The following is a 23,260-nucleotide window of genomic DNA, read 5'->3' as shown; positions in this document are numbered from 1 at the left end:
TTCCTAAACTTTTTTTGATCGAACCCTCATCATAGCGACATATCTTTCAAAAACTCAATCCCTAATGGGAAATATATTTTTAAATTAACAAAAATATAAAGCCATCAATGAATTAACAGAGATGACTTTATTGGCACTTCTATAACTTTTAAAAACTTAACCGTTATTTCATCGAGCTTTCATTTTATGTTTGAACTGTATCTTGGTATTCACACGTTGTGCGATGATCACGCCTGTTAGCGAAACAATTCCCCCAACAATGTGATAGGTTTCTAACGATTCGTTTAAAAACAGAATCGAAATAATGGCTGTAAATAGTGGCGATAAGTTCATAAACAGAGATGTTTTACTTGCACCTAAACGCGCCACGCCTTGCAACCACAAAAAGGGTGCAATAATGGAGGCTGGTATCCCGGCAAAAAGAATCAGCCCCACATTATTGCTGGTAATCGTTGCATCTTTAGTGATCATAAACAATGGAATTAAAATGATCACACCAAAGATGGCTTGCCAGTACAACGATTGCCAAATAGAAACTTGAATTTTCCACTTCATGGTTAACACGCCATAAAGTGCATAAGCAGAAGCTGCAATGATCATCATTAATTCACCTTTGCCAATGCCGCTTTCTAGAATCACTAAAGGATTACCCGCGCTGATGAGCCAAGTGATCCCAGAAAAAGACAAAATACTGCCCACAACCAATCCGACCGTTAATGGTGAACGTAAAATGATAAAACTTAATAAAATCGTCAATAATGGCGTTAAAGATAGAAAAATCCCGATCATTGTCGCGGAAATTGTATAAGCAGCGTAATACGCCAAACACTGATATAGCGCCATTCCAAGAAAACCTAAAAATGCGAATTTAGGTAACAAAGGACGAATCTCTGCCCAATTTTTAATGGATTGACGCAGACAAAACGGCGTCAAAATAATAAAAGCCAACAACCAACGATAAAACGAAATAGCTTCAGGCTCTATCACGCCCGCAGACAATTTATTCACAACCGCATTCATAGCCCAAATCAAAACGGCCATCAATGGATACAACATCGCCATAAAATTCATACAACCCACCTTTACAAAACTCATTGATATGAGAACTTGTTCAATGGTGCGCTAGTATAAATTGTCCTATATTAAATATATAATGATAATCGGACATTTAAATTCGTTATTCTGACATTTTGCAATAAAGGCAACTCATTCATGATAAAAAAGCGATCTTATCAAGATCTAACCTTTAATCCTGATCAAATCATACTGCTATCTCACGAGAGCGTGAATGAAGCGACAGAATTCCAGCCACATCGCCATGATTGGGGGCAAATCATTCTGGTGAAATATGGCGTTGTTGCTTTAGATATTGAGCATGAACGATTCATTGCTCCCTTAGGTTTTGCCATCTGGATTCCGCCCAATTATCTGCATTCTTGCATTAATCATCTCCCTGCTCGTTTCCGTTCTATTAACATCTGTGCTGAAGCAGCAGCGAAACTCTCTCAAACACCTTCTTTATTGCAATTGAGCAATATCGCTATTAGCATCATTGATAATTTCTTTGAAAAATCACCTTTAGCACTCTCAACAGAGCAAGATTACCGAAAAGCGTTAGTTTTGATCGATGAACTACAAAATTCAATGGTGGCACATACTTATCTTCCAACCTCCCAGCATCGTTTACTTCAGCCCATCTTGCAAACTTTAGAAAAAGATCCCGCCAATCGATTAACGTTAAAAGCATGGGCAGACAAAGTATTCACCACAGAACGAACTTTGGCACGCTATTTTCGCAAAGAACTCGGCATGAGCTTCAATGAATGGTGCCAACGCTTGCGATTCATTCATGGCATTGCACTATTAGAGCAAGGCGAAACCATTGAAGAGATTGCATTTAAAGTAGGATATCGCTCTGCCTCTAGCTTTATTGCAATGTTTCAAGCATTATCTGGAACAACACCAGATCGCTATCGACAAATCCACAATTTAGATGAGAAAAAATGATCTATCTATTTTTAAAACTTTTCTCATAACAGAGTATTTTATAAAAACAATAATTTATCATTTTCAATAAGTTAATTAGAACTCTAATTTTATTCATTAGATTTTAATCTCATAAATTTGTTTTTTCTTCCGAAATATGATTTATATAGTAACTACAAAATTACTACAATTCCCAAAAAATGGGAAAATCAGCAAGGAGAGGAATCGTGTATAAAGTTATACAAATGGCATTTGCCTTTATTGGCGTAATTGTGGGTGCAGGCTTTGCATCTGGTAATGAAATATTACAATATTTCACAAGCTTTGGAACTTGGGGAACGATTGGCGTTGTTGTCTCCACAGGACTGTTTGCATATTTAGGTATGATGCTCATGCAAATGGGCAGCCGTTTAAAAGCACAATCACATGATGAAGCGATCTATAAATTAAGCGGTAAATTCATGGGCGTTGCCGTTGATTACATCATTATCTTCACTTTGTTTGGTGTTGGCGTTGTCATGGTTGCAGGCGCAGGTAGCATGTTGAATCAACAATATGGCTTACCAAATTGGATCGGCAGCTTAATCATGACGGTATTAGTCGTTTCAACAGTATTATTGCCGATTCAACGTGTAATCGCCCTGATCGCAGCAATCACACCATTCTTAATCATCGCTTTAGCAATCATCTGCACTTATAGCTTATTCACAACACATGCGACAATCACTGAATTGGAACCAATCGCAACATCAGTACAAAGCTCATTACCTAACTGGTTCATTTCAGCGATTAACTATGTATCCTTTAACGTGGCCGTTGGCGCTGGCATGTCCTTAGTCATGGGCGGCAGCGAAAAAAATGAAAACATTGCAAAATGGGGTGGATTATTGGGTGGTTTAGGCATTGGCGTGTTAATTATGATCGCGCACTTTGCAATCTTCTTAAACATCAAAGATGTTAAAGATGTAGGCTTGCCATTATTGAAAATCATCCAAGACATTTCTCCAGTTTTAGGCATTATGATGACTGTTGTATTATTCGGCATGATCTATAACACAGGCGTTGCGATGTACTATGCTTTCGTTGCTCGTTTCACTGTAATGCAAACTAAGCGTTCATTCATATTCGCAATCGGTACAGGCGCAGTTGGCTTCATTGCAAGCTTCGTAGGTTTCACAGGCTTAGTTGCTTACTTCTATCCATTGATCGGCTACTTAGGTTTGTTATTGATCGCAATCTTAGTTGTGGCACCTTTCAGAATTAAGAAAACTGAAGAAGTTGCCGAACACAATACAAATGATGAAGCTGAAGCATTGGGCGTACCAACTGTATAAAACTGCTTAATCAACACATAACAAAAAAGCTTTGGTGAATTTCACCAAAGCTTTTTTTACAATCCAAAAACAGACCCAATGTAACCAATAAATATAATGAAAACACCATAATGAATACTATAGTATGTAGATAAATAGTATTCATTACATATACCATTTACAAAGAAAATCTAGGTATATTAATTCAATGAATATAAAACTTGCTACTGCAAAAACATTAATTTTTTATAGAGAACTATCAGGAATATCTCAAGAAGAATTGGCATTTCGAGCTGGTTTACATCGAACTTTTATCAGCCAAATAGAGAGAGGATTGAAGATCCCTACATTATTAAGCATATTCAAAATTACTAAAGCTCTAGAAATTTCACTTACTCAGTTTATTTCCACTTTAGAAGAAAATATGAATGTATAGATATAATGATCAGTTTTTCATAAATAAAGGTTTTGTTGTTAATGGAAAAGATGTACTAAATGCTGTAATAAATACTAACAATTTATTACAACAGTTACCTCATAATATATTTATGAATATTGATTATAAAACAACTAGTGCGATTATAGGAGGCTTTTTCTGTAATGAACTATCAAAATTATGTACAGGCTCCATTGTCAATCCAATAGAAAAAGGGCATCCTGACATTGTTCCTAAAAAAGCTTTAACTGCCAAGGAATCTGAGCTTAGAAACTATCCAGAAGGCTTAGAAATAAAGTGCACTATTGGTAATATAACACAAGGTCAAAATTTAAGAGCTGGTAGTACTAGAATCTCAGTCTTAGAACACATTGTTTGGCAAGCACATCATAGAGATGTTGCTGAACTAATGGGTATAGTATGGGATTTTTATAATAGAAATAATGCGTTTAATTACCCTCTAATTACGGGCGTATTTTACTCTGACAATTTGATCGAAAATGATTGGGGTGCAATCAGTGGAACAACAGGTAGAAATACAAAAGTTTCAGGAATGAAAAGCTCAGGCAAAATGAAAATGGGACAAGGCTGGATAGTTCTATTAGAAGATCCGATTTTCATTGAAAAATATCAAAAAATTCTAAAATTTTCTATAAAAGATTAAGCTGAACCTCTTGAAAAAGTATATTTTTTTTCTCACTTCGATAATATATTTTTTCAAGACTCGTTTTTCCTGCTACTCCACTCAGCTCAGTTAATGAAACAAAAGGTAAATAGTCTCCATTAATTCCTTCACAGCATATTATTTCACCTCGACGAGTTAAAGCCCATTCTGCCAATGCACCATAATCTATATCTTTACTACTGTGACCATAACCTAATCCTGGCTCTCCCTTATATGGAGGATCAATAAACCAAGTGGCTTCTATGTTTTCAAAATCCTTATAGTCTCGATTATAGATTTGCCAATGTTTAATTTTATATAAATTTTCTTTCATTACTCTGAGACTAATTTCCCAGTTTCTTGCAAGAACTGCCGTTGTTTTAATGGTTTTATATTTAAATGCCATTTTTGTAGCCGCATGAATAATATGTAAAAATTCAGAACTTTTTTCTCCCACTTTCAATAAAGGCATTTTAGATATTTCAGCTACCGTAGCTTCATTGATTAACCAGTCCCATATGTCAAATATACGCTGATCTTTTTCAATTAAAATTATATTCTTTTTCCAGTTATCACCAAATAGCGAATATGCTGCTGATCCAGCAAATGGTTCAATAATTGTTTGATAATTTGGTTTTGGATAGTAGCGAGCTAACTGCTTTTTTCTTCCGTAGTAATAAAACATAAATCAACATTAATACTATAGTATACACAGCAGAGATATTACCAAATTCATATTGTATTAAATAGGTTTATTTGACAAATCAATACAATAATCCGTCACTCTCTTCGACATATCATAAATTTTTAATGCCTTAATCAAAAATCTATCAATATAGCAAGGCTTAAAACTTAATAAGCATCAGTAAAAAACTTTGGCGAATTTCACCAAAGCTTTTTGTTGCATCATAATTACGCTTAATCTTCTATTCTATTTTGTTCAGCATATTGTCGATGTAGTTCATTCACTTCCTTAACAAAAACATCACCATTTTTTATATCTTTAAGAATAATCTCAGCATCCTTAGTAAAACGATGAGAAAGTATGATTCGATATGATCGTAGCGCCCAACTTGTAAAGCCTGTTGTATAGAGCGCAGTATCTAAGTCACGCCACTTAATACCATTACTCCCTTTATTCCATGGAAAAATACCTGAGTAAAGCCAAACGCCATCTTCATCGTAATAAAGCTTAATACTAAGATTATTTAAAAAAGTTAAACTCCCAAAAAACAATATAACCCCTCCCCATATCGTGAGGGCAATATAACCAAGTAACTGCCAATCAGTCACCCCCAATTTAGAAGGTACAGCATCTAGCATCTCTTTTGTTTCTAAAGATGCAAAGCTAGAGAAAATTTCCATACCGATACCAAAGACAATCATTAAAATCAATGAAATAAAAAATGTTCCTACAGGCAAAAATAGTAAAGTTTTTACATATGAAACCCATGAAAGGCGCCAAACTTTTTGATTTTCCATTATAATCCTATTGTTTTATATAAAATATTAACGCAAATAATTATATAATCTTTTAAAATTAAAAATAAAATTAATTGATGCAAAAAGCATCTAACTACAATAGATAGATGCTCTTTTGATTAGAAGTTGTTTTGAGCCTGTAAGACTATCTTGTATAATCCTTCAAAACCTTCATATTATCTGTAATCACAGAATCCACGCCGATTTCAAATAGATGTTTGATATCTTCAGGTTCATTGGCTGTATAGATCATCACAAAGCGCCCTGATTGATGGCAACGCTCTACAATCTCTTCCGTTAAGATTTTGTAATTCGTGATAATACCAATGCAATCTACATCATCCATAATTTGGAAAAACTTTTCGATGTCATTTTCCCAATCATCCACCAATAAAGCGCGCGGAATGGCAGGCACTGCATCCATTGCACCTTTCAACGATTCAGGTTGAAATGATGATAATAAAAATGGATAAGCACCTGTACCAAAATGCTGCTTTGCTTCTAAAAACTTAGCAACGGCAACGCCTGTTTCATAAGCTTCATCTGGATTTGGCTTAATTTCCACATCCAACTGAAATTTATTGGCGATCACAAAATCCACCAATTGCTCAAACCGTGCCAATGATTCACCCGCATAATGAGCAGAATGCCAACTGCCAGCATCTAATTTAGACAATGCAGCCCAATTTTGATGCTTAGCTAATCCTTCCCCATTCGTCGTTCGCACTAAATCATCATCATGATGCAAGAACAATTCTTTATCTTTTGATAATTTCACATCGCACTCAAACATCGTATAACCATTCGCTGCGCCCAATCTAAAGGCTGCTAATGAATTTTCAGGTGCATCTTTACCTGCACCACGATGCGCGATCAAGTTGGGATAAGGATAAATTGACATGTTAGCTCCTTTCGCTGAACGATTGCCTAAATACGTTTTTGTGTCGTTGGATCGAACCATAATAACTCTTCCAATTTTGGCTCTATATGGAAGGTTTGATCTCTGTGATATTTGTTCTCAGAATAACGCGAATCCTCTGTGCGAATCGTCAAAGAAATTTTGCCCAAATTCGTATATAACAATTGTTCTGAGCCTAATGTTTCTGCCAATGACAAAGTGACATCCCAGCTATTATCTGTACTTTCAGGCACAATCACAATGTGTTCAGGGCGAATCCCTAAAATCCACTCTTGTTGTGCGCTGTTATGAATAGATTCTGGCAGTGGTATACCTTTCAACTCTGTTTCACCTAGCCAAACTTTACCGTCACGAACCACAACATCCAATAAGTTCATCGCTGGTGAACCCATGAAGTTCGCAACGAATGTGGATGCTGGCGAATGGAAAATTTCACTTGGCGTTGCAAACTGTTCAACCACACCGCCATTCATGATAATAATACGATCTGCCAATGTCATTGCTTCTGTTTGATCATGCGTCACATATAAAGATGTGATACCAATTTCATTATGACGACGGCGAATTTCTAAACGTGTAGATGTTCTTAATTTTGCATCCAAGTTAGATAAAGGCTCATCGAATAAGAATAGTTTTGGCTTACGCACGATTGCGCGCCCCATTGCAACGCGCTGTCTTTGTCCGCCTGATAATTGATTCGGTTTTTTATCCAAATGTTGTGCGATATCGAGCATTTTTGCAGTATCTTGAATGCGGCGCTCAATTTCATCTTTTGGCATTTTAGCTAATTTCACACCATAAGCCATATTTTCACGAACTGACATATGCGGATACAATGCATAATTTTGGAAAACCATCGCAATATCACGTTGCGCAGGCTCAAGCTTTGTTACATCTTTATCACCGATGTGAATCTCTCCGCCTGAGCTTGTTTCTAAGCCCGCAATCACACGAAGCAAAGTAGATTTACCGCAACCTGATGGCCCAACCACAACGATGAACTCGCCATCTTTAATATCAATATCAATCCCTTTTAGGATCAAAGGCCCAGGCCTTCTTGCTGTACCATAATGTTTTGTAATGTTTTTTAACTGAACTGTTGCCATAATTTTGTGTTTCCTTTGTCTATTTCTCGCTGTCAATCAAGCCTTTCACCAACCATTTTTGCATCAATAAGATGACTAACATTGGTGGGATCAACATCAATACAACTGTTGCCATCACGATGTTCCAATCCACTGCAACATCGCCGTTGCCCATCATTTGGCGTAAACCAACTGCAAGCGGGAACATATTCTCTTTTGTCGCCATCAATAACGGCCATAAATATTGGTTCCAACCGTAGATGAATTGAATCACAAACAATGAGGCAACTGTTGGGATCGACAACGGTAATAAAATATCTTTGAAGAATCGTAATGCACCAGCGCCATCGATGCGCGCAGCTTCCAATAATTCATCTGGCACAGTTTTAAAAAACTGCCTAAATAAGAATGTTGCGGTTGCAGATGCAATGAGCGGAATCGTCAAACCTGCATAGCTATTTAACATTTTTAAATTCGCTACAACATCAAATGTTGGAATAATACGAACTTCCACAGGCAACATTAATGTGATGAAGATGATCCAAAATAGCAATGTACGAAATGGAAATCTAAAATACACAATCGCAAATGCCGATAACAATGAGATCGCAATCTTGCCAATCGCAATGATCAATGTCATCACAATTGTGACCCACAACATGCGCGCTGCGGAAATAGATGTACCTTCTCCGCCTGACAATGCTTTGGAGTAATTTGCCCAAAATTGATCACCTGGCACCAACGACAATGGCACATTCACAACTTCTTGCGCCGTTTGTGTGGATGCTACAAACGCCAAATAGATCGGAAAACACACAAGTAATACAGCCACGATTAAACAAAAATGGGATAAAAATTTTAACCCAGGACGATTCTCTATCATTATTGATTCCCCTTACGATCAATGAAACGGAACTGAACGATCGTCAGCAATAATACAAAGCCCATCAATACAACTGATTGTGCAGCAGAACCACCATAATCCATCGCTTTAAATCCATCGAAGTAAATACGATAGACCAATGTCGATGTTGATTTTCCTGGCCCGCCTTGCGTTAAGGCATCAATGATTGCAAATGTATCGAAGAATACATACACAACATTAATTACACATAAGAAGAATGTTGTTGGCCACAATAATGGAAATTGAATCGAAAAGAATCTACGCCAAGGGCCAGCGCCATCAATTGCCGCGGCTTCCATTAATGATTTTGGAATCGCTTGCAAGCCCGCGAAGAAGAATAAGAAGTTGTAGGAAATTTGCTTCCAAATGGATGCAATGATCACAAGCCACATTGCTTGATCAGAATTCAACTGGTGATTCCATGTAATCCCCATTTGCCCTAACCAATAAGAGACAATCCCGAAAGATGGCGCGAACATGAATGTCCACAATACGCCCACAATGATTGGTGAAACAGCATACGGTAAAATTAATGCTGTGCGGTAAAAAAGAGATGCTCGCACCACTTTTTGCATAAAGAATGCTAAAAACAGTGATAAACCCAAACCCAATAATGTCACCCAAAATGAGAAATACATTGTGGTATAAATGGATTCTTTATAAGTTTTATCTGCAAAGAGAACCTTAAAGTTCTCTAAACCAACCCATTCGCGGGCTGTACCAAAAATATCTTCCATTTGGAAGCTTTGCACCAGCGCTTGTCCTGCTGGCCAGTAGAAAAATATTGCGATGATTGCTAACTGCGGCAGAATAAGCAGCCACGGCAATACTCGATAATGTTTAAAGTATAATTTCATAAAACAGCCTTTGATTTAAAAACAGATAAAAAAGAAGTGAAGAGTTTTAAACTCCTCACTTCTCAATCAATGCTATTTATTGTTGACACGTTCAAAACGCTTCAGTAACGCATTACCGCGCTCTACTGCGCTATCTAATGCATCTTTTGGCGTTTTTTGCCCTGTCCAAACTTGCTCTGTCTCTTCATCTACGATTGTACGAATTTGTAACATATTCCCTAAACGTAAACCGCGCGTATTATCTGTTGTATCACGAATCATCTGTTGTACTGGAACATCCGCACCTGGATTTTCGTTGTAGTAACCAGATTTTTCTGTGATCTCAAAAGCTTCCTTAGTGATTGGCAAATAACCTGTTCTCATGTGGCTATTGGCTGCTCTTTGTGGTTCTGAAATGAATTCAAAGAATTTTGCCACGCCTTTATAGTTTTCAGCTGGCTTGCCGTTTAATACCCACAAGCTAGCACCGCCGATCACTGTATTTTGTGGTGCACCTTCAACATCATCATAATAAGGCAGTGTTGTTTCTGCAAAATCAAACTTAGCATCACGTTTCAAACCTGAATAAAAGCCTGAAGAACCCATGAAGATTGCACATTCACCTGATAAGAATGCAGGCTGCGAAGCCACTGAACGACCTTTATAGACGAATAAACCATTTTTCGCCATATCGCTCAAGTTTTCAAAATGTTTAACATGCAATGGCGAGTTGAATTGTAACTCAACATCCATACCGCCAAAACCGTTGTTCTTCGTTGCAAATGGTACATTGTGCCATGCTGAGAAACTTTCTAATTGCGTCCAACCCATCCAAGAAATTGTCATCGGGCATTTGCTACCCGCAGCTTTCAATGCTTCTGTTGCTTCACGCACTTCTTTCCAAGTTTTTGGTGCTTTGTCAGGATCTAAACCTGCTTTCTTGAATTCATCTTTGTTGTAGTACATCACAGTTGTTGAACTGTTAAACGGTAATGACAACAAATCACCTTCTGGCGAAGCATAATAGCCTGCAACCGCTGGAATGTAAGTATTAATGTCAAAAGGAATTTTATTCTCTTTCATGATGTCAGACACTGACTTCGTCACACCTTTTGAGTAAATCATAGATGCTGTGCCCACTTCAAAAACCTGAAGAATGTCTGGTGCGTTACCTGAACGAATCGCAGCAATACCTGCTGTCATAGATTGCTCATAGTCACCTTTAAATACTGGTACAACTTTGTAGTCTGATTGGCTTTCATTGAACTCTTTGGCTAAATCATTCACCCAATCGTTCAAAGCACCGTTCATTGAGTGCCACCATTGAATTTCTGTTTGCGCATACGATGCAGACATTAATGTACCCGCACCTAAAATTGTTGCCAATGCAATTTTCTTCAGTTTCATAGTCATCAAACTCCTCTTCATTTTCACTTTAATTAACGGACATATAATATAACTTTCCTACCCTATTTTCCTGATTATAAATAACCCAAATAGTGAAAGCATATCATTGTCTGTACTTTGTACCATCACAAATTATCACAATCTGATATAAGCAACTGTTTACATATAATTTTTATAGATATTTCCTATGTTTTTACAATTTCTAAATACCTACATATTCAATTTTAATTTTTGATAATCGCTGTAAAATTTTTACTCAAAATGAAAAATCATCGACAATATGTAGCAACAAAGTAATCCATAAAAAAATGCTCAATGTCACCATTGAGCATTACAACATTGACCACCAAAAAAATCGTTATTGATTGACGCGCTCAAAGCGTTTCAATAAAGCATTACCACGTTCAACAACATTATCTAAAGCTTGTTTTGGCGTTTGCTTGCCTGTCCAAACTTGTTCTGTCTCTTCATCCATAATGGCACGAATCTGCAACATGTTACCTAAACGAATACCGCGTGTATTATCTGTTGCTTTACGGATCATCTGTTCTACAGGCACATCTGCACCTGGATTTTCGTCATAGAAACCCGTTTTCTCTGTGATTTCAAATGCCTCTTTCGTCACAGGCAAATAACCTGTTCTCATATGGCTTTGTGCCTGTACTTTTGGCTGAGAAATGTATTCAAAGAATTTTGCCACACCTTTATAGCTTTCCGCAGGCTTCCCATTCAAAACCCATAAGCTCGCACCACCAATCACTGTATTTTGTGGCGCACCTTGTACATCTGCATAATATGGCAACTGTGCTTCACCAAAAGCAAATTTCGCATCACGCTTGATGGAGGAATAAGCCCCCGAAGAACCAAATGTAATTGCACATTCACCTGAGATAAATGCAGGCTCTGAAGCATCACCACGACCTTTGTAAACAAATAAACCATTTTTTGCCATATCATCTAAATTTTCTAAATGGCGAACTTGTAATGGGCTATTCAATAATAATTCAACATCTAAACCATCAAAGCCATTGTTCTTAGTTGCAACAGGCGCATTGTGCCATGAAGAAAAGCTCTCTAACTGCGTCCAACCAAACCATGTTGTTGTCATTGGGCATTTACTACCAGATGCTTTCAATGCTTCTGTCGCTTTGCGTACTTCTGCCCATGTTTTAGGCGGTGCATCAGGATTCAAACCCGCCTTTTTAAACTCATCTTTATTGTAATACATCACAGTTGTGGAGCTATTGAATGGCAGTGATAATAGCTTACCATTCGGTGCTGTGTAATAACTTGCCACTGCTGGAATATAAGCATCTAAATCAAAAGGTACATCATTTTCTTCCATAATGTCAGATACAGATTTTACAACGCCATCTGCATAAATCATGGAAGCTGTACCCACTTCAAAAACCTGAAGAATATCTGGCGCATTACCAGAACGAACAGCTGCAACGCCCGCTGTCATGGACTGATCATAGCCACCTTTATAAACTGGTACCACTTTATAATCTTTCTGGCTGGCATTAAAACCATCTGCCAAATCTTTCACCCAATCATTCAAAGCACCATCCATAGAATGCCACCATTGGATTTCTGTTTGCGCCAACGCAGCTGTGGATAATAAATTCATACCGAGAAATGCTGCCACTGTTAGTTTCTTCATTTTCGTTGCCATGAGATTTCCTTAGATTAGTTTTAATGATGACTCATGGGCTGATTATAAAAACTAATTGTGACAGAAAGATTACAGCAACCATTTTTTATTAAGTTCATAGATCTGTCATAAAGTTATCCTATACTTCACCAAAATATTAACGAAAATATTATATATATGGGCTCAATGATTCTGTTGCAGAGCATTCGATATTTAAAAATAAATTAATTGATTAAGATAATGATGAACGAAAGGAGCCTGCATGATTGCAATTTTTGACTTAGATGAAACTTTGATCCAAGGTGATTGCGTCACTCTTTGGTGCCAATGGTTATGTGAACATAACTTGATTCAAAATATGGATCAATTCATGCAAGAAGAAGCTAAATTAATGGCAAATTACAAAGCCAAAACATTGAATCAACAAGATTGTATGGATCATATTTTTGCGCCCGTTGCCCATTTAACCATCTTTGAAGTACAAACAATGATCACAGAATTTGTTGTCAAAAAAATCGTGCCCATTGTTTATCAAGCTGGCGGTAAGCTGATTCAAGAACATTTAGATAATGGCGATGAAGTGATGATCATTTCTGCTTCGCCACGTATTTTTGTACAAAAAGTGGCGGAAATTTGCTTCAATATTGAGACAGTTTTTGGCATCGAAATTACGGAACAAAACAATCATTACTCTAGTAAAATTCTAGGTTTAATACCTTATCAATCTGGGAAAGTGGATGTTTTTAAAGCCCATTTGGCCCGCAGCAATATTGCTCTACCTGAAGCGTTTGAGCGCAGCTATTTCTATAGTGATTCCAGCAATGATCTACCATTACTGGAATTAGTGGCTTATCCCAATGTTGTTAACCCTGATGAGCATCTAAAAATCACAGCAGAAAGCAACAACTGGCCAATCTTGCAATTCACTAAGCTGATGCCGGTGAAACAATGTCAAAACTGAAATTTAGCTTGGCATCTTCCACATAATTACTCGCTTTGAGTTCATTATATTTTTTCAAAACACGATTGGAATATTTCAATGTTTTATCATCTTTACTACCATTGTAACGATGAAGTGCTTGGCGAATATTCCCTTCTTTCTCGAGATATTCCATCAATATCGCTGTACCAATGGCGATATTGGTGCGGATGTCATACAAAACATCCACATCGCCGTATTCTTTGATTTTATCCAGATGCCATTTCGGCACAACTTGCATTAAACCAATGGCGCCTTGGCTGCTTTGCGCCTTAGCTTTATATGTGGATTCAACAAAAATAATCGCCATCAATAGCTCTAAATCAATTTTATATTTATGTGCATTACTGTCTGCACTGCGCACCAAAATTCGTGCTTCACGTTCATTGAGTTCATATTCATTCACTAAATAGCGAATCATTTTTTGGCGTTTATTTCTTCGGATATCATTGTGATATTGAATGCTTTCGATCACACCGCGCCATTGTTCTAATTCAGACTCTGTAAAGAGCGTTAACTGCCCTGATAATCCCCAAATTTTCGCCATATTTGGCATTAATTCCACATTTTCATCTCTAGGATGCAAAATATCAAAGCGCCCACTTTCTGGCTGATCATCATCTCGACAATGAATACCGTAAAATGCAACGCTCACAAATGTGAGAATAATCGTACCAATGGTTCTTATGTATTTTTTAAAAAAATCTATCTTCATGCAACCTGCACTTTTAGAGAACAAGCCACAATTATAACCATAAAAACAAATAGTTCAGGCAAAATTAATCTTTTTTACAAATATGTGTCAATCCTATTTTTCCAACCTGGCAACCAACGCTGTTCGTTGCGCTCTTTTGGCGCATTGTTCACGCGATTGGTTAAAATTTCTTTGGCGGAATTTCTAAAGCTGAGCATCAAATCTGTTTTTGCTGTTTGATCATCCATATTTTCGATCACTTGCAACAATCCCCAGCCTTGCCCTTGATAACGTTCATTAGGATTAATGCCTTCACCTTTAAAGTTAATATAATCAATCAGAGCATATAAACCCACTGGATGATTCAAAAGCGCATTAAAATTACGCTCAACTTTCTTTGCTTGTTGCGTATTGGCTAAAATTTTGGGTAAAGATGCGTGCAAACGATTAGCAATGAATTCAATCTGCACAGATTGCGTGTTATACAAAAAACTCTCCAAATCTTTAAACGCTTGATCATTTTGTTTAGCGGTTAGAAATTCAGACTGAGTTTTCCAAGGCGCATAACGATACATCCGCAAAATCCAAGGTAATTCAATATTTTTCGACTGATAAAATTGTACTAATAATGGAAAACTTTCTTCAAAGCGCTCTGGTTCGTTGTACTTATACCAAATAAAATGCCCAATCCCCAAGGATGGGAAGTTTTCACCATTATTCCACACGATGAGATTTTCTCGCTTTCCGCCTGTTTCATTGCGATAAATTTTACCTGCAATGTCGTTCAATGTTGCATCAGGAATCGTAATATTTGCCAAGCCAATATTCAAAGATAACAACAAAACAGTAGCTAAACGTCCAATCATGAAAACCTCTATCGTATTAAAAAAGCGCCCTAAGGCGCTTTATTGTCTGTGATTTTAGTAAAAAATCAATCGAAAAGATTCGCTTCTTGGTTGATGCCTTCAAACTTAAAGAGTTTCGCTTCTTTAAAGTTTGCCGTTGCATCACCTGAGAAGATATTTTTTTGATCTGCACCCAAATCCAACTTCATCACCTTGCCTGTTTTTGGACTAAAGTCGATCTTTTTCAAATCCACCCAAAATGTATTTGGCGTCAATGCAGATTCAAAGAAATACAATAATTCTTTATGATCTACAACTGTACGCCAGCGTGTTGAAGAGATGTTTGGCTCTGACTCTGTTACGATACCAAATGGCACAGATACATTACGAATCACACTAAAAACACTCGCAACTGATGTGCGCATATCTTTATCTTTAGGAATGGCATTAATATAGAAAGATGCACGTGCAAAACGATCCGCTGCACGATTAGTCCCTGGTAACATCACAGTGCCACCAATTTGTTGCCAATAAGTGTTCAATGCCAATTGTTCATCAAATGTTGGGGAGTTCGTCATCACCTGATATTGACGATTGTGATGAATCACTTGCTTACCTTTGATGTATTCGATAATTGCGCTATCCCCTGTTGCATCGGAAATGGATAAATGCAATGTGGCATTACGTGTTTCACCTGGTACTTTGTCAGTCACCACAATGAACTCTTCTTTAGATAATGCTTCCACTGCTTCTTCTACAGTTGCGAAGTTATCCAATACATATTGTGCCCATGCAGAAATGGATAACATTTTTTTATCTTTCGTTGGCTGCGGATACTCTGATTCAACCAACCATAATAAATTGGCCGCTAAACCTTTTTCATTCACACCATCCGTACTTGAAATATCATAACCTGATGCAATCACGCTACCATATTTGGAAACCCATTCAACTGAATTAGGGCCAGCGCCCCCATGCTGTTTCAACCCTTGTGGCATCACCCATAAATTTGTACCAACATCCACTTTCCAATCCATTGAACGGCCAGTAATGACACGATCATTATCGCCTAAGAAAACTGCGCGAGTACAAGCCAAGCTCACAGGAATGGCAGCAATACTCATTGCGATGACAGCGGTTGATAATAAGCGGCGTGTATATTTCTTCATGTAATCACCCTTTTATATTCAATGAACTTTTGATCGTAAAGACTTTATTCTATAGAAATAATCCATTTTGTAACGAATTTATTAATATAATCTCCACACTAAGGTATATTATTAGCTATTCATCATCATAATAAATTATGGATTAATCATGACTCAACAGAAAAAACTTGTCGTGCTTGGCAGTACAAATATTGATCACATATTAAATGTCCCATATTTTTTAGCACCTGGTGAAACCTTGAGTGCGCGCCAATACCAAGTCGCAATGGGCGGTAAAGGTGCAAACCAAGCTGTTGCAGCAGGGCGAGCGGGCGCAAACATACAATTCATCACTGCCATAGGCGATGATCCTTTTGGTAAAGAAGCTCTAGAACAGTTTAAAAATGATGGCATCGATTGCTCATTGATTAAGATTGTCGCCCATGAAAAAACGGGTGTTGCGCTGATTTTCGTAAATGATGAAGGCGAAAACATGATTGGTATTCATGCAGGTGCAAATGCTTATGTCATTCCTGAAATGATTACAGAATGTGAAGATGCCATTCGATCTGCTGATGCACTATTAATGCAGTTAGAAATTCCATTAGAAACGATCCAAGTCGCAACGGATTACGCAAAAGCCAATAATATTCTAGTGGCTTTAAATCCTGCACCTGCAAAGCCATTGTCTGATGATTTACTCTCTAAAATTGATATCATCACACCCAATGAAACAGAAGCTGAGATCCTTACAGGCATTAAAGTCGACTCTACTGACAATGCAGAAAAAGCGTCCAGAATTCTCCATGATAAAGGCATTAAAATTGTGATCATTACAATGGGAAAAATGGGAGCTTGGGTCAGTGAAAATTATCAAGGCTCTTTATTATCAGGCTATAAAGTGCAAGCCATCGATACCATTGCAGCAGGCGATACATTTAATGGCGTATTAATGACAGCATTGATAGAAGGTTTATCCTTACATGCTGCTGTTAAAAAAGGACATGCAGCTGCTGCGATTGCAGTCACAAGGAAAGGCGCACAACCTTCGATTCCTTGGAAAGATGAAATTGAAAATTTTTTAGTGCTTAATTAATACAATTCAAGCACCAATAAAATCAATCCTCCTCAGCAATAGCAAGGAGGATTGATTCAGTATTAAATATACCATTACGCATATTTCTTCAAAATGAAAGTCACAGCTTTATCAATTTCTGCAATCAAAGCCTTAGCTTCGTGACAATGCTCCTCTTCATTGATCTTAAAAAATGCAGTCTCTTTTTCCTCTTGAACCAATGCCTTAATATCTGAAGCGGGCTTAAACTCATAATCGCCTTGGCTATTCGTAATTTCCGCTATCTCATAAAAACTGTCGGCTAAACCTACAGAATGAAAGCGCACATCTGGCAATAAATTTTTCCAAACATATAATGCGAAAAATCCTTTAATGTATTCGCCTTTCTGCGGTGCTGAAATGACAGATAATAATAAATTGATGGCGCTCTTTTGGCTTGGATTAAACTCACAGGCATAATCAAAGTTACGAGCTTCTTGATTAACATTCATTAACCCGACAAAATCATTCATATTCACAGTGAATGACATATTTTCTACACGATGAATAATTTTTTGTGCTGTAGGATTATTTTGGCCGCTGGCTAGGAGCTTCTCATAATGCTCACGGATGTGACTTAGTAGTTCGCAATATTCTAGGTCTTTAACTTCTGATGTTCTCACTTCTAAAAATAGTTCATGAAACTGCATATAAACCCCTTACCAAGTCATGATGATAAAATAATGAACAATGTTAATATATACTTAGTATTTACATTTCGTCTATAGGCTTGGGATTTTATTGCAAAAAATATAATAAAATGAATTAATAATTTATTATCCATTAATTCATTTTAATTTTTAGAATCAATAAATTAATTATTTTAAAAATAATTATCTATACTGCATAAACCATAAGGAAACAACATGAAAAAACTATTATTAGCTGCTGGGATCATTGCTTCAATGCAATTCACACTTGCAGAAGATTTAGCATTAGAAACTGATTACTATGCAACACCATTGCAAATTGTGATTCAGGATAAATCATTATTCGAGCAAGAAGAATTATCCACCATCAACTTAACGCAAACGTTAAGCTCTGCTGAAAATCCTAATCAAGTAATCATCACTTTAATTGAATCGGGGTTCTTGGATGATTCAGTGCAAGCGCTACAAACCACTTATGAGATCAAGAAAGATGAGCATGGCTGGTATTTGAAAGATAAGGCAATCGCATATCAATGTGTTCGTGGTGAGAATACAAAAGATTTTATTACAGATCTTTGCCCATAGATATTCCCAAAATATAACTTTAAGTATAGAATGTAAAACATAAAGTTATATAAAGAGGATCTTCTATGAAAACTGCATATATCGTTCAAACATTTACAAGACAAGGCAATGGACAATCATCGAAGCTATTCAATGATCCCGCTGTGCAATGTAACACTGCCGAGGAAGCCATGAACCGTGCAGAGCGTTTCTCTGAAATGCGTGCTGGTGTATTAGCTATCTCGCAAGCTTACGATGAAACAACAGGCGATTATGGTGAAATGAAAGTTCTAGCACATTATGGTGAAATTCCAGAAGGTGCTTTAGGCTACGATGATTAATCACATGAACGACAAAAAGGCGCATCAAGCGCCCTTTTTGTTAGGTTTATTTCTAAGGATTATTTTAGCTATAAATCTGACTATTATTATCCAAGAACTCTTTGGATTTTTCCTTCATGCCATCTGCAATTTTTTGCTCTAAAAATTCGCCTGTTTGATCTTTTAAGCGAATGTCTTGAGAGATTTTCATACTACAGAATTTAGGGCCACACATTGAACAGAAATGCGCAACTTTCGCACCTGCTGCTGGCAATGTTTCATCGTGATATTCACGTGCTCTTTCAGGATCTAAGCCTAAGTTAAATTGATCTTCCCAACGGAATTCAAAACGTGCTTTAGATAAAGCATCATCACGTTGTTGTGCATTTGGATGGCCTTTTGCTAAATCTGCTGCATGCGCTGCCAATTTATACGTAATCACGCCAACGCGCACATCTTCACGGTTTGGTAAGCCCAAATGCTCTTTTGGCGTCACATAGCACAACATCGCTGTGCCGTACCAACCGATCATTGCGGCACCAATTGCAGATGTAATGTGATCATAACCCGGTGCGATGTCCGTTGTTAGTGGCCCCAATGTATAGAATGGCGCATCATCACAATGCTTTTCCTGCATGATCATGTTCTCTTTGATCTTGTGCATTGGAATATGTCCTGGCCCTTCGATCATCGTTTGTACATCATGTTTCCAAGCGATCTTCGTTAATTCACCCAATGTTTCCAATTCAGCAAATTGTGCTGCATCGTTTGCATCCGCAATTGAACCTGGACGCAAGCCATCACCCAATGAGAATGAGATATCATATGCTTTCATGATGTGGCAGATTTCTTCAAAGTTTTCATAAATGAAGTTCTCTTTATGATGCGCCAAGCACCATTGCGCCATAATAGAACCACCGCGAGAAACAATGCCTGTCACACGTTTTGCCGTCAATGGAATATAACGCAATAAAACGCCTGCATGAATCGTGAAGTAATCCACACCTTGCTCTGCTTGCTCGATCAACGTATCGCGGAATACTTCCCACGTTAAATCTTCCGCAATGCCGTTTACTTTCTCCAAAGCTTGATAGATCGGCACTGTACCAATTGGTACAGCAGAGTTACGAATGATCCATTCACGGGTTTTATGAATGTCTTTACCTGTCGATAAATCCATCACGTTATCCGCGCCCCAGCGCGTTGCCCATGTCATTTTTTCCACTTCTTCTTCGATAGAAGAAGTCACTGCGGAGTTACCAATGTTTGCATTGATTTTTACATGGAAATTTTTACCAATGATCATTGGCTCAGATTCAGGATGGTTAATATTGTTAGGAATAATCCCACGACCCGCTGCAACTTCATCACGTACAAATTCAGGCGACATACCTTCACGAATGGCAATGAACTCCATTTCAGGCGTGATGATGCCTTGACGAGCATAATGCATTTGCGTCACATTCTGCCCTGCTTTGGCTTTGAGTGGTTTACGCTTCAAACCAGGGAAAGAGCCTTCAAAGTTACGAGGATCGTTCAAATCCTTATAGCCATTATCCACAGCTTTAATTTCACGGCCTTCGTACTCTTCCACATCGCCACGCTCCATGATCCAATCACGGCGAAGCGCAGGCAAGCCTTGCGTTAAATCTACAGTGTAATTTTTATCTGTGTAAGGGCCACTCGTATCATAAACGCGGAAAGGTTCATTCTGCTCGATGATTTGGCCTTTGCTATCCAAAGTTGGATCTAATGTGATTTCGCGCATTGGCACGCGAATGTCAGGGCGAGAGCCGATCACATAAACTTTTTGGCTACGAGGAAAACTAGATTTAATCTCAATTTTGGTGGTTGTTGTCATTAAAACTCTCCATATCATTATGGTGTCAATAAAAAACGAGAGTCTGGCAACGTAATGAATGTATGAACGATGCAATGGCAAATTAAACCCATAAAAAAACCTCGCCCTCACAATCGTGAAGACAAGGCTCATCTATTCGTTCGGATATACTTCCCTACGCTGGTATGAGCCAGATCAGGTCCAAAGGGTTTAAAAGCACATTCGCCTTAATCTCAGCCCACAGCGTGGACACCCCCAGTGAAATCTGCACTAGTTATAGCTTTTATTTATCGTAAATGCAAATAATGAATAAATTAATCTAAATAAACGCTAACTCTATTTTGCCATTTACGAGTGTAAATGTAGGAGTATAATTACCGACTGATTTACTATCTTTGTATATAATCGGTGAATAAGGATAAAGCCTTTCTTCATATTTCTTTTTATTAACAAATCTAAACAACTTGCCTTTGTTATAAATTTCCAACACATAATCTTCTTTTTTATAGCTTACAAGTCTAGCTTGATTTCTTTTTTTAAAAAAATCAAGATTCAATTGTTTTGAAATAGTGTTGAAATAACTGTCAATATCAAGATCGGGACGAACCACCTTGGTAATATCAAGAGCTGGCTTAAATAACACTTTTAAACCTTCCATATCGCCTGCTTCTATCAATTTTCGGTATTTATCATACTCTTGCCATAACAACTCTCTATTCTCTGGAGTATCTTTGAAAGGTGATGATGCCGTCATCCAACGATAAGGTGGAAGAGCATGATTAATAACAAGACTTCTTTCTAAAATCACATCATTATTTTTTACAGCATCAAATACTTTATGATCTAATATAGTTAAACTAGGTTCAGATGTAACGTTCCTATCAGAGTAAACAGCACTTTCTTTGCTTGTAAAATTACCATCTTTATCCAATGTTAAACGTAAATTGGATATTTCTTTACTTTGTTCTTCTCCTGTTGCAGGATCAGTAACAAAAGCAATTAAAGAAACATTGCAATAAGGTTCACCTGTATTAGGATTTTGATCCTTTTGAGGCATTTCTACCCCCCGTAGTTTTAAACTATTAACACCTTGCTCAAATCGTCCTTCAATATCAAAGCCCGTAGAATATAGCTCTCTTGCATTATTAATAATAGTTGAATGCGCAGATATATCATTCACCATAAACTGACAATGCATATTATTGCTATTAAACTGCATCCAGTAAACAACTTTAGTATTATCAACCTCTTGCCTCATCTCTTCAATGGCCTTTGCTATATTATTTATACCTAGGAAAATAACCATACTCAGTATAGATACGATGAATACGTTCATTTTCTTAAATTGTATATTGATCATATATTCCAACCTTCTTCTTTTTATATGGGTCGCCAGAATAATAGCATCAGAATACCTTTCTGCATCATCTTTAATATCCTTATACTCACTATCTTTGTTTGGATTATGTATTTACACTCGTTTTTCCTTCTAAAATGCCTATATTTACCTTAGTACTCGTAGATAATATATATTTCACATCCATCATACCTCATTGTCCCCCCAAAGGTTTGGCTTGGTATCAAAAAGTATTCCCGATGGCAGAAGCCATTTATTTGTCTGAATTTGATTTTAAATAGTTACAAATTTGTAATTGTAAAATTGAAATTACTTACACTGATCAAAATGCGGATTTTAGGCATAATGGCGCTGTGTAGTAGTATTACAATCTCATTAGCCTAAAAAATAATTAGTTATACAAAATAAACAGTTAGATTTATTTTTATTAAAATTGTTTATTTCGCCTAATTAGGTTAGCATTGCATGTTTTGATTTATATCAAGTTTTGTACTGCTTTAGTTTCTAGGGAACGCATGAAAAATACGCTTATTACATTAGCTGAAATTCATTATGATTTAGGGCTTATCGGTCACAATGAATATTGTGAGCGCATTGATATTGCGCTTTGGTTATCTGGGCAATATGATTCTGAAGATCCAAGAGAATTGCCGCAAGGCTATCCTCCAACGCAACAAGAAGTACTCAAAATACAAGGCAATAGCCGCTTACTTTCTCATCCTCAAACAGAAGAAAAATTTCTATGTATGGGTTATTGGATTTTCACTAAATCAGATGCTGAATCCTATCCTTCTGTGCCATTTGGTTTTTATAAAAACCCAAAACAACAATGGCCAAAGTTAGATCCTTATACTGGTCGTGTTTACAACGCAAAGCACCAAGAAAATGTACAACAGCGCTTGTCCAAAGCAGATTTAGAAAAACTATGGTCAGATGAAAGTCTCAAAAGCTTATGCCGTGAAATTACAGTTTGGTATCAAGAGCAGTTCAGATCATACACATTTCCTGTGCGCAATCATTTGAGAATGCCAAAAAGCCCAATGCAATAACGACAAATTTTTTC

At 37.2% G+C, this 23,260-nt stretch carries 24 protein-coding genes and 1 riboswitch; of the genes, 9 read left to right on the top strand and 15 right to left on the bottom strand.

What is annotated here, in order from left to right:
• Positions 1 to 168 precede the first annotated feature (168 nt).
• The gene (locus tag ACA100_RS04195; RefSeq protein ID WP_481078743.1) at positions 169 to 1,071 is read right to left on the bottom strand and encodes a DMT family transporter; all 903 of its coding nucleotides are present in this window, start codon (positions 1,069 to 1,071) and stop codon (positions 169 to 171) included.
• A 141-nt stretch (positions 1,072 to 1,212) separates the two neighbouring features.
• On the opposite strand from ACA100_RS04195, the gene ACA100_RS04190 reads away from it, so the two are divergent.
• From ACA100_RS04190 to ACA100_RS04175, 4 genes are all read left to right on the top strand, one after another.
• Complete coding sequence (locus ACA100_RS04190; protein ID WP_481078742.1) at positions 1,213 to 2,007, top strand: helix-turn-helix domain-containing protein; 795 nt, start codon at positions 1,213 to 1,215, stop codon at positions 2,005 to 2,007.
• A 206-nt stretch (positions 2,008 to 2,213) separates the two neighbouring features.
• Positions 2,214 to 3,320, top strand: coding sequence for a YkvI family membrane protein (locus ACA100_RS04185; protein ID WP_481078741.1), 1,107 nt, complete (start codon positions 2,214 to 2,216; stop codon positions 3,318 to 3,320).
• Positions 3,321 to 3,507: 187 nt separating this feature from the next.
• Positions 3,508 to 3,735: a helix-turn-helix domain-containing protein gene (locus tag ACA100_RS04180; protein ID WP_481078740.1), complete on the top strand. Its 228-nt coding sequence runs from the start codon at positions 3,508 to 3,510 to the stop codon at positions 3,733 to 3,735.
• Positions 3,728 to 4,399 (top strand): hypothetical protein, encoded by a 672-nt coding sequence (locus ACA100_RS04175; protein ID WP_481078739.1) that lies wholly within the window; start codon positions 3,728 to 3,730, stop codon positions 4,397 to 4,399. The genes ACA100_RS04180 and ACA100_RS04175 overlap by 8 nt, the downstream gene beginning before the upstream one ends.
• On the opposite strand, the gene ACA100_RS04170 is transcribed toward ACA100_RS04175, so the two are convergent.
• The 8 genes from ACA100_RS04170 to ugpB (ACA100_RS04135) form a co-directional block, all read right to left on the bottom strand.
• Positions 4,386 to 5,084, bottom strand: a complete 699-nt coding sequence (locus tag ACA100_RS04170; protein WP_481078738.1) for a DNA adenine methylase — start codon at positions 5,082 to 5,084, stop codon at positions 4,386 to 4,388. The genes ACA100_RS04175 and ACA100_RS04170 overlap by 14 nt on opposite strands.
• A 233-nt stretch (positions 5,085 to 5,317) precedes the next feature.
• Positions 5,318 to 5,881, bottom strand: coding sequence for a hypothetical protein (locus tag ACA100_RS04165; protein ID WP_481078737.1), 564 nt, complete (start codon positions 5,879 to 5,881; stop codon positions 5,318 to 5,320).
• Between the two features lie 145 nt (positions 5,882 to 6,026).
• The gene (locus tag ACA100_RS04160; protein WP_481078736.1) at positions 6,027 to 6,782 is read right to left on the bottom strand and encodes a glycerophosphodiester phosphodiesterase family protein; all 756 of its coding nucleotides are present in this window, start codon (positions 6,780 to 6,782) and stop codon (positions 6,027 to 6,029) included.
• Positions 6,783 to 6,808: 26 nt separating this feature from the next.
• Positions 6,809 to 7,906: an ABC transporter ATP-binding protein gene (locus tag ACA100_RS04155; RefSeq protein ID WP_481078735.1), complete on the bottom strand. Its 1,098-nt coding sequence runs from the start codon at positions 7,904 to 7,906 to the stop codon at positions 6,809 to 6,811.
• A 19-nt stretch (positions 7,907 to 7,925) separates the two neighbouring features.
• Entirely contained in the window at positions 7,926 to 8,768 is an 843-nt protein-coding gene (ugpE, locus tag ACA100_RS04150) for a sn-glycerol-3-phosphate ABC transporter permease UgpE (RefSeq protein ID WP_481078734.1), read from the bottom strand.
• Positions 8,768 to 9,646 carry a sn-glycerol-3-phosphate ABC transporter permease UgpA gene (ugpA, locus tag ACA100_RS04145; RefSeq protein WP_481078733.1) on the bottom strand — a complete coding sequence of 293 codons (879 nt, stop codon included), beginning with the start codon at positions 9,644 to 9,646 and terminating at the stop codon, positions 8,768 to 8,770. Before ugpA ends, ugpE begins: the two co-directional genes overlap by 1 nt.
• A gap of 72 nt (positions 9,647 to 9,718) precedes the next feature.
• Positions 9,719 to 11,032: a sn-glycerol-3-phosphate ABC transporter substrate-binding protein UgpB gene (gene ugpB / locus ACA100_RS04140; protein ID WP_481078732.1), complete on the bottom strand. Its 1,314-nt coding sequence runs from the start codon at positions 11,030 to 11,032 to the stop codon at positions 9,719 to 9,721.
• A gap of 358 nt (positions 11,033 to 11,390) precedes the next feature.
• Positions 11,391 to 12,707, bottom strand: a complete 1,317-nt coding sequence (ugpB, locus tag ACA100_RS04135) for a sn-glycerol-3-phosphate ABC transporter substrate-binding protein UgpB (RefSeq protein ID WP_481078731.1) — start codon at positions 12,705 to 12,707, stop codon at positions 11,391 to 11,393.
• Between the two features lie 241 nt (positions 12,708 to 12,948).
• On the opposite strand from ugpB (ACA100_RS04135), the gene ACA100_RS04130 reads away from it, so the two are divergent.
• The gene (locus ACA100_RS04130) at positions 12,949 to 13,647 is read left to right on the top strand and encodes an HAD family hydrolase (protein ID WP_481078730.1); all 699 of its coding nucleotides are present in this window, start codon (positions 12,949 to 12,951) and stop codon (positions 13,645 to 13,647) included.
• Here ACA100_RS04130 and ACA100_RS04125 read toward each other — a convergent pair.
• From ACA100_RS04125 to ACA100_RS04115, 3 genes are all read right to left on the bottom strand, one after another.
• Complete coding sequence (locus ACA100_RS04125; RefSeq protein ID WP_481078729.1) at positions 13,613 to 14,380, bottom strand: lytic transglycosylase domain-containing protein; 768 nt, start codon at positions 14,378 to 14,380, stop codon at positions 13,613 to 13,615. The genes ACA100_RS04130 and ACA100_RS04125 overlap by 35 nt on opposite strands.
• Positions 14,381 to 14,454: 74 nt before the next feature.
• Positions 14,455 to 15,225, bottom strand: a complete 771-nt coding sequence (locus ACA100_RS04120) for a hypothetical protein (RefSeq protein WP_481078728.1) — start codon at positions 15,223 to 15,225, stop codon at positions 14,455 to 14,457.
• 65 nt (positions 15,226 to 15,290) lie between these two features.
• Positions 15,291 to 16,373, bottom strand: coding sequence for a linear amide C-N hydrolase (locus tag ACA100_RS04115; protein ID WP_481078727.1), 1,083 nt, complete (start codon positions 16,371 to 16,373; stop codon positions 15,291 to 15,293).
• 148 nt (positions 16,374 to 16,521) lie between these two features.
• On the opposite strand from ACA100_RS04115, the gene rbsK reads away from it, so the two are divergent.
• The gene (gene rbsK, locus ACA100_RS04110; protein ID WP_481078726.1) at positions 16,522 to 17,448 is read left to right on the top strand and encodes a ribokinase; all 927 of its coding nucleotides are present in this window, start codon (positions 16,522 to 16,524) and stop codon (positions 17,446 to 17,448) included.
• A gap of 74 nt (positions 17,449 to 17,522) precedes the next feature.
• Here rbsK and ACA100_RS04105 read toward each other — a convergent pair whose 3' ends face one another.
• Positions 17,523 to 18,116, bottom strand: coding sequence for a hypothetical protein (locus ACA100_RS04105; RefSeq protein WP_481078725.1), 594 nt, complete (start codon positions 18,114 to 18,116; stop codon positions 17,523 to 17,525).
• 216 nt (positions 18,117 to 18,332) lie between these two features.
• Here ACA100_RS04105 and ACA100_RS04100 point away from each other — a divergent pair, with 216 nt between their 5' ends.
• Entirely contained in the window at positions 18,333 to 18,701 is a 369-nt protein-coding gene (locus ACA100_RS04100) for a hypothetical protein (protein WP_481078724.1), read from the top strand.
• A 65-nt stretch (positions 18,702 to 18,766) separates the two neighbouring features.
• The gene (locus ACA100_RS04095; RefSeq protein WP_481078723.1) at positions 18,767 to 19,021 is read left to right on the top strand and encodes a hypothetical protein; all 255 of its coding nucleotides are present in this window, start codon (positions 18,767 to 18,769) and stop codon (positions 19,019 to 19,021) included.
• Positions 19,022 to 19,085: 64 nt separating this feature from the next.
• Here the strand turns inward: ACA100_RS04095 and thiC are convergent, their stop codons facing one another.
• The gene (thiC, locus tag ACA100_RS04090; RefSeq protein WP_481078722.1) at positions 19,086 to 20,861 is read right to left on the bottom strand and encodes a phosphomethylpyrimidine synthase ThiC; all 1,776 of its coding nucleotides are present in this window, start codon (positions 20,859 to 20,861) and stop codon (positions 19,086 to 19,088) included.
• Between the two features lie 134 nt (positions 20,862 to 20,995).
• A riboswitch (TPP riboswitch) is annotated at positions 20,996 to 21,107 on the bottom strand.
• A 52-nt stretch (positions 21,108 to 21,159) separates the two neighbouring features.
• The gene (locus ACA100_RS04085; RefSeq protein ID WP_481078721.1) at positions 21,160 to 22,200 is read right to left on the bottom strand and encodes a hypothetical protein; all 1,041 of its coding nucleotides are present in this window, start codon (positions 22,198 to 22,200) and stop codon (positions 21,160 to 21,162) included.
• A 512-nt stretch (positions 22,201 to 22,712) separates the two neighbouring features.
• Here ACA100_RS04085 and ACA100_RS04080 point away from each other — a divergent pair.
• A complete protein-coding gene (locus ACA100_RS04080) occupies positions 22,713 to 23,246 on the top strand; it encodes a hypothetical protein (protein ID WP_481078720.1) in 534 nt (177 codons plus the stop codon).
• Positions 23,247 to 23,260: the final 14 nt, after the last annotated feature.

Source organism: Wohlfahrtiimonas sp. XWW7 (genome assembly GCF_056716055.1).
This window is presented reverse-complemented; position numbering and strand designations above follow the sequence as displayed.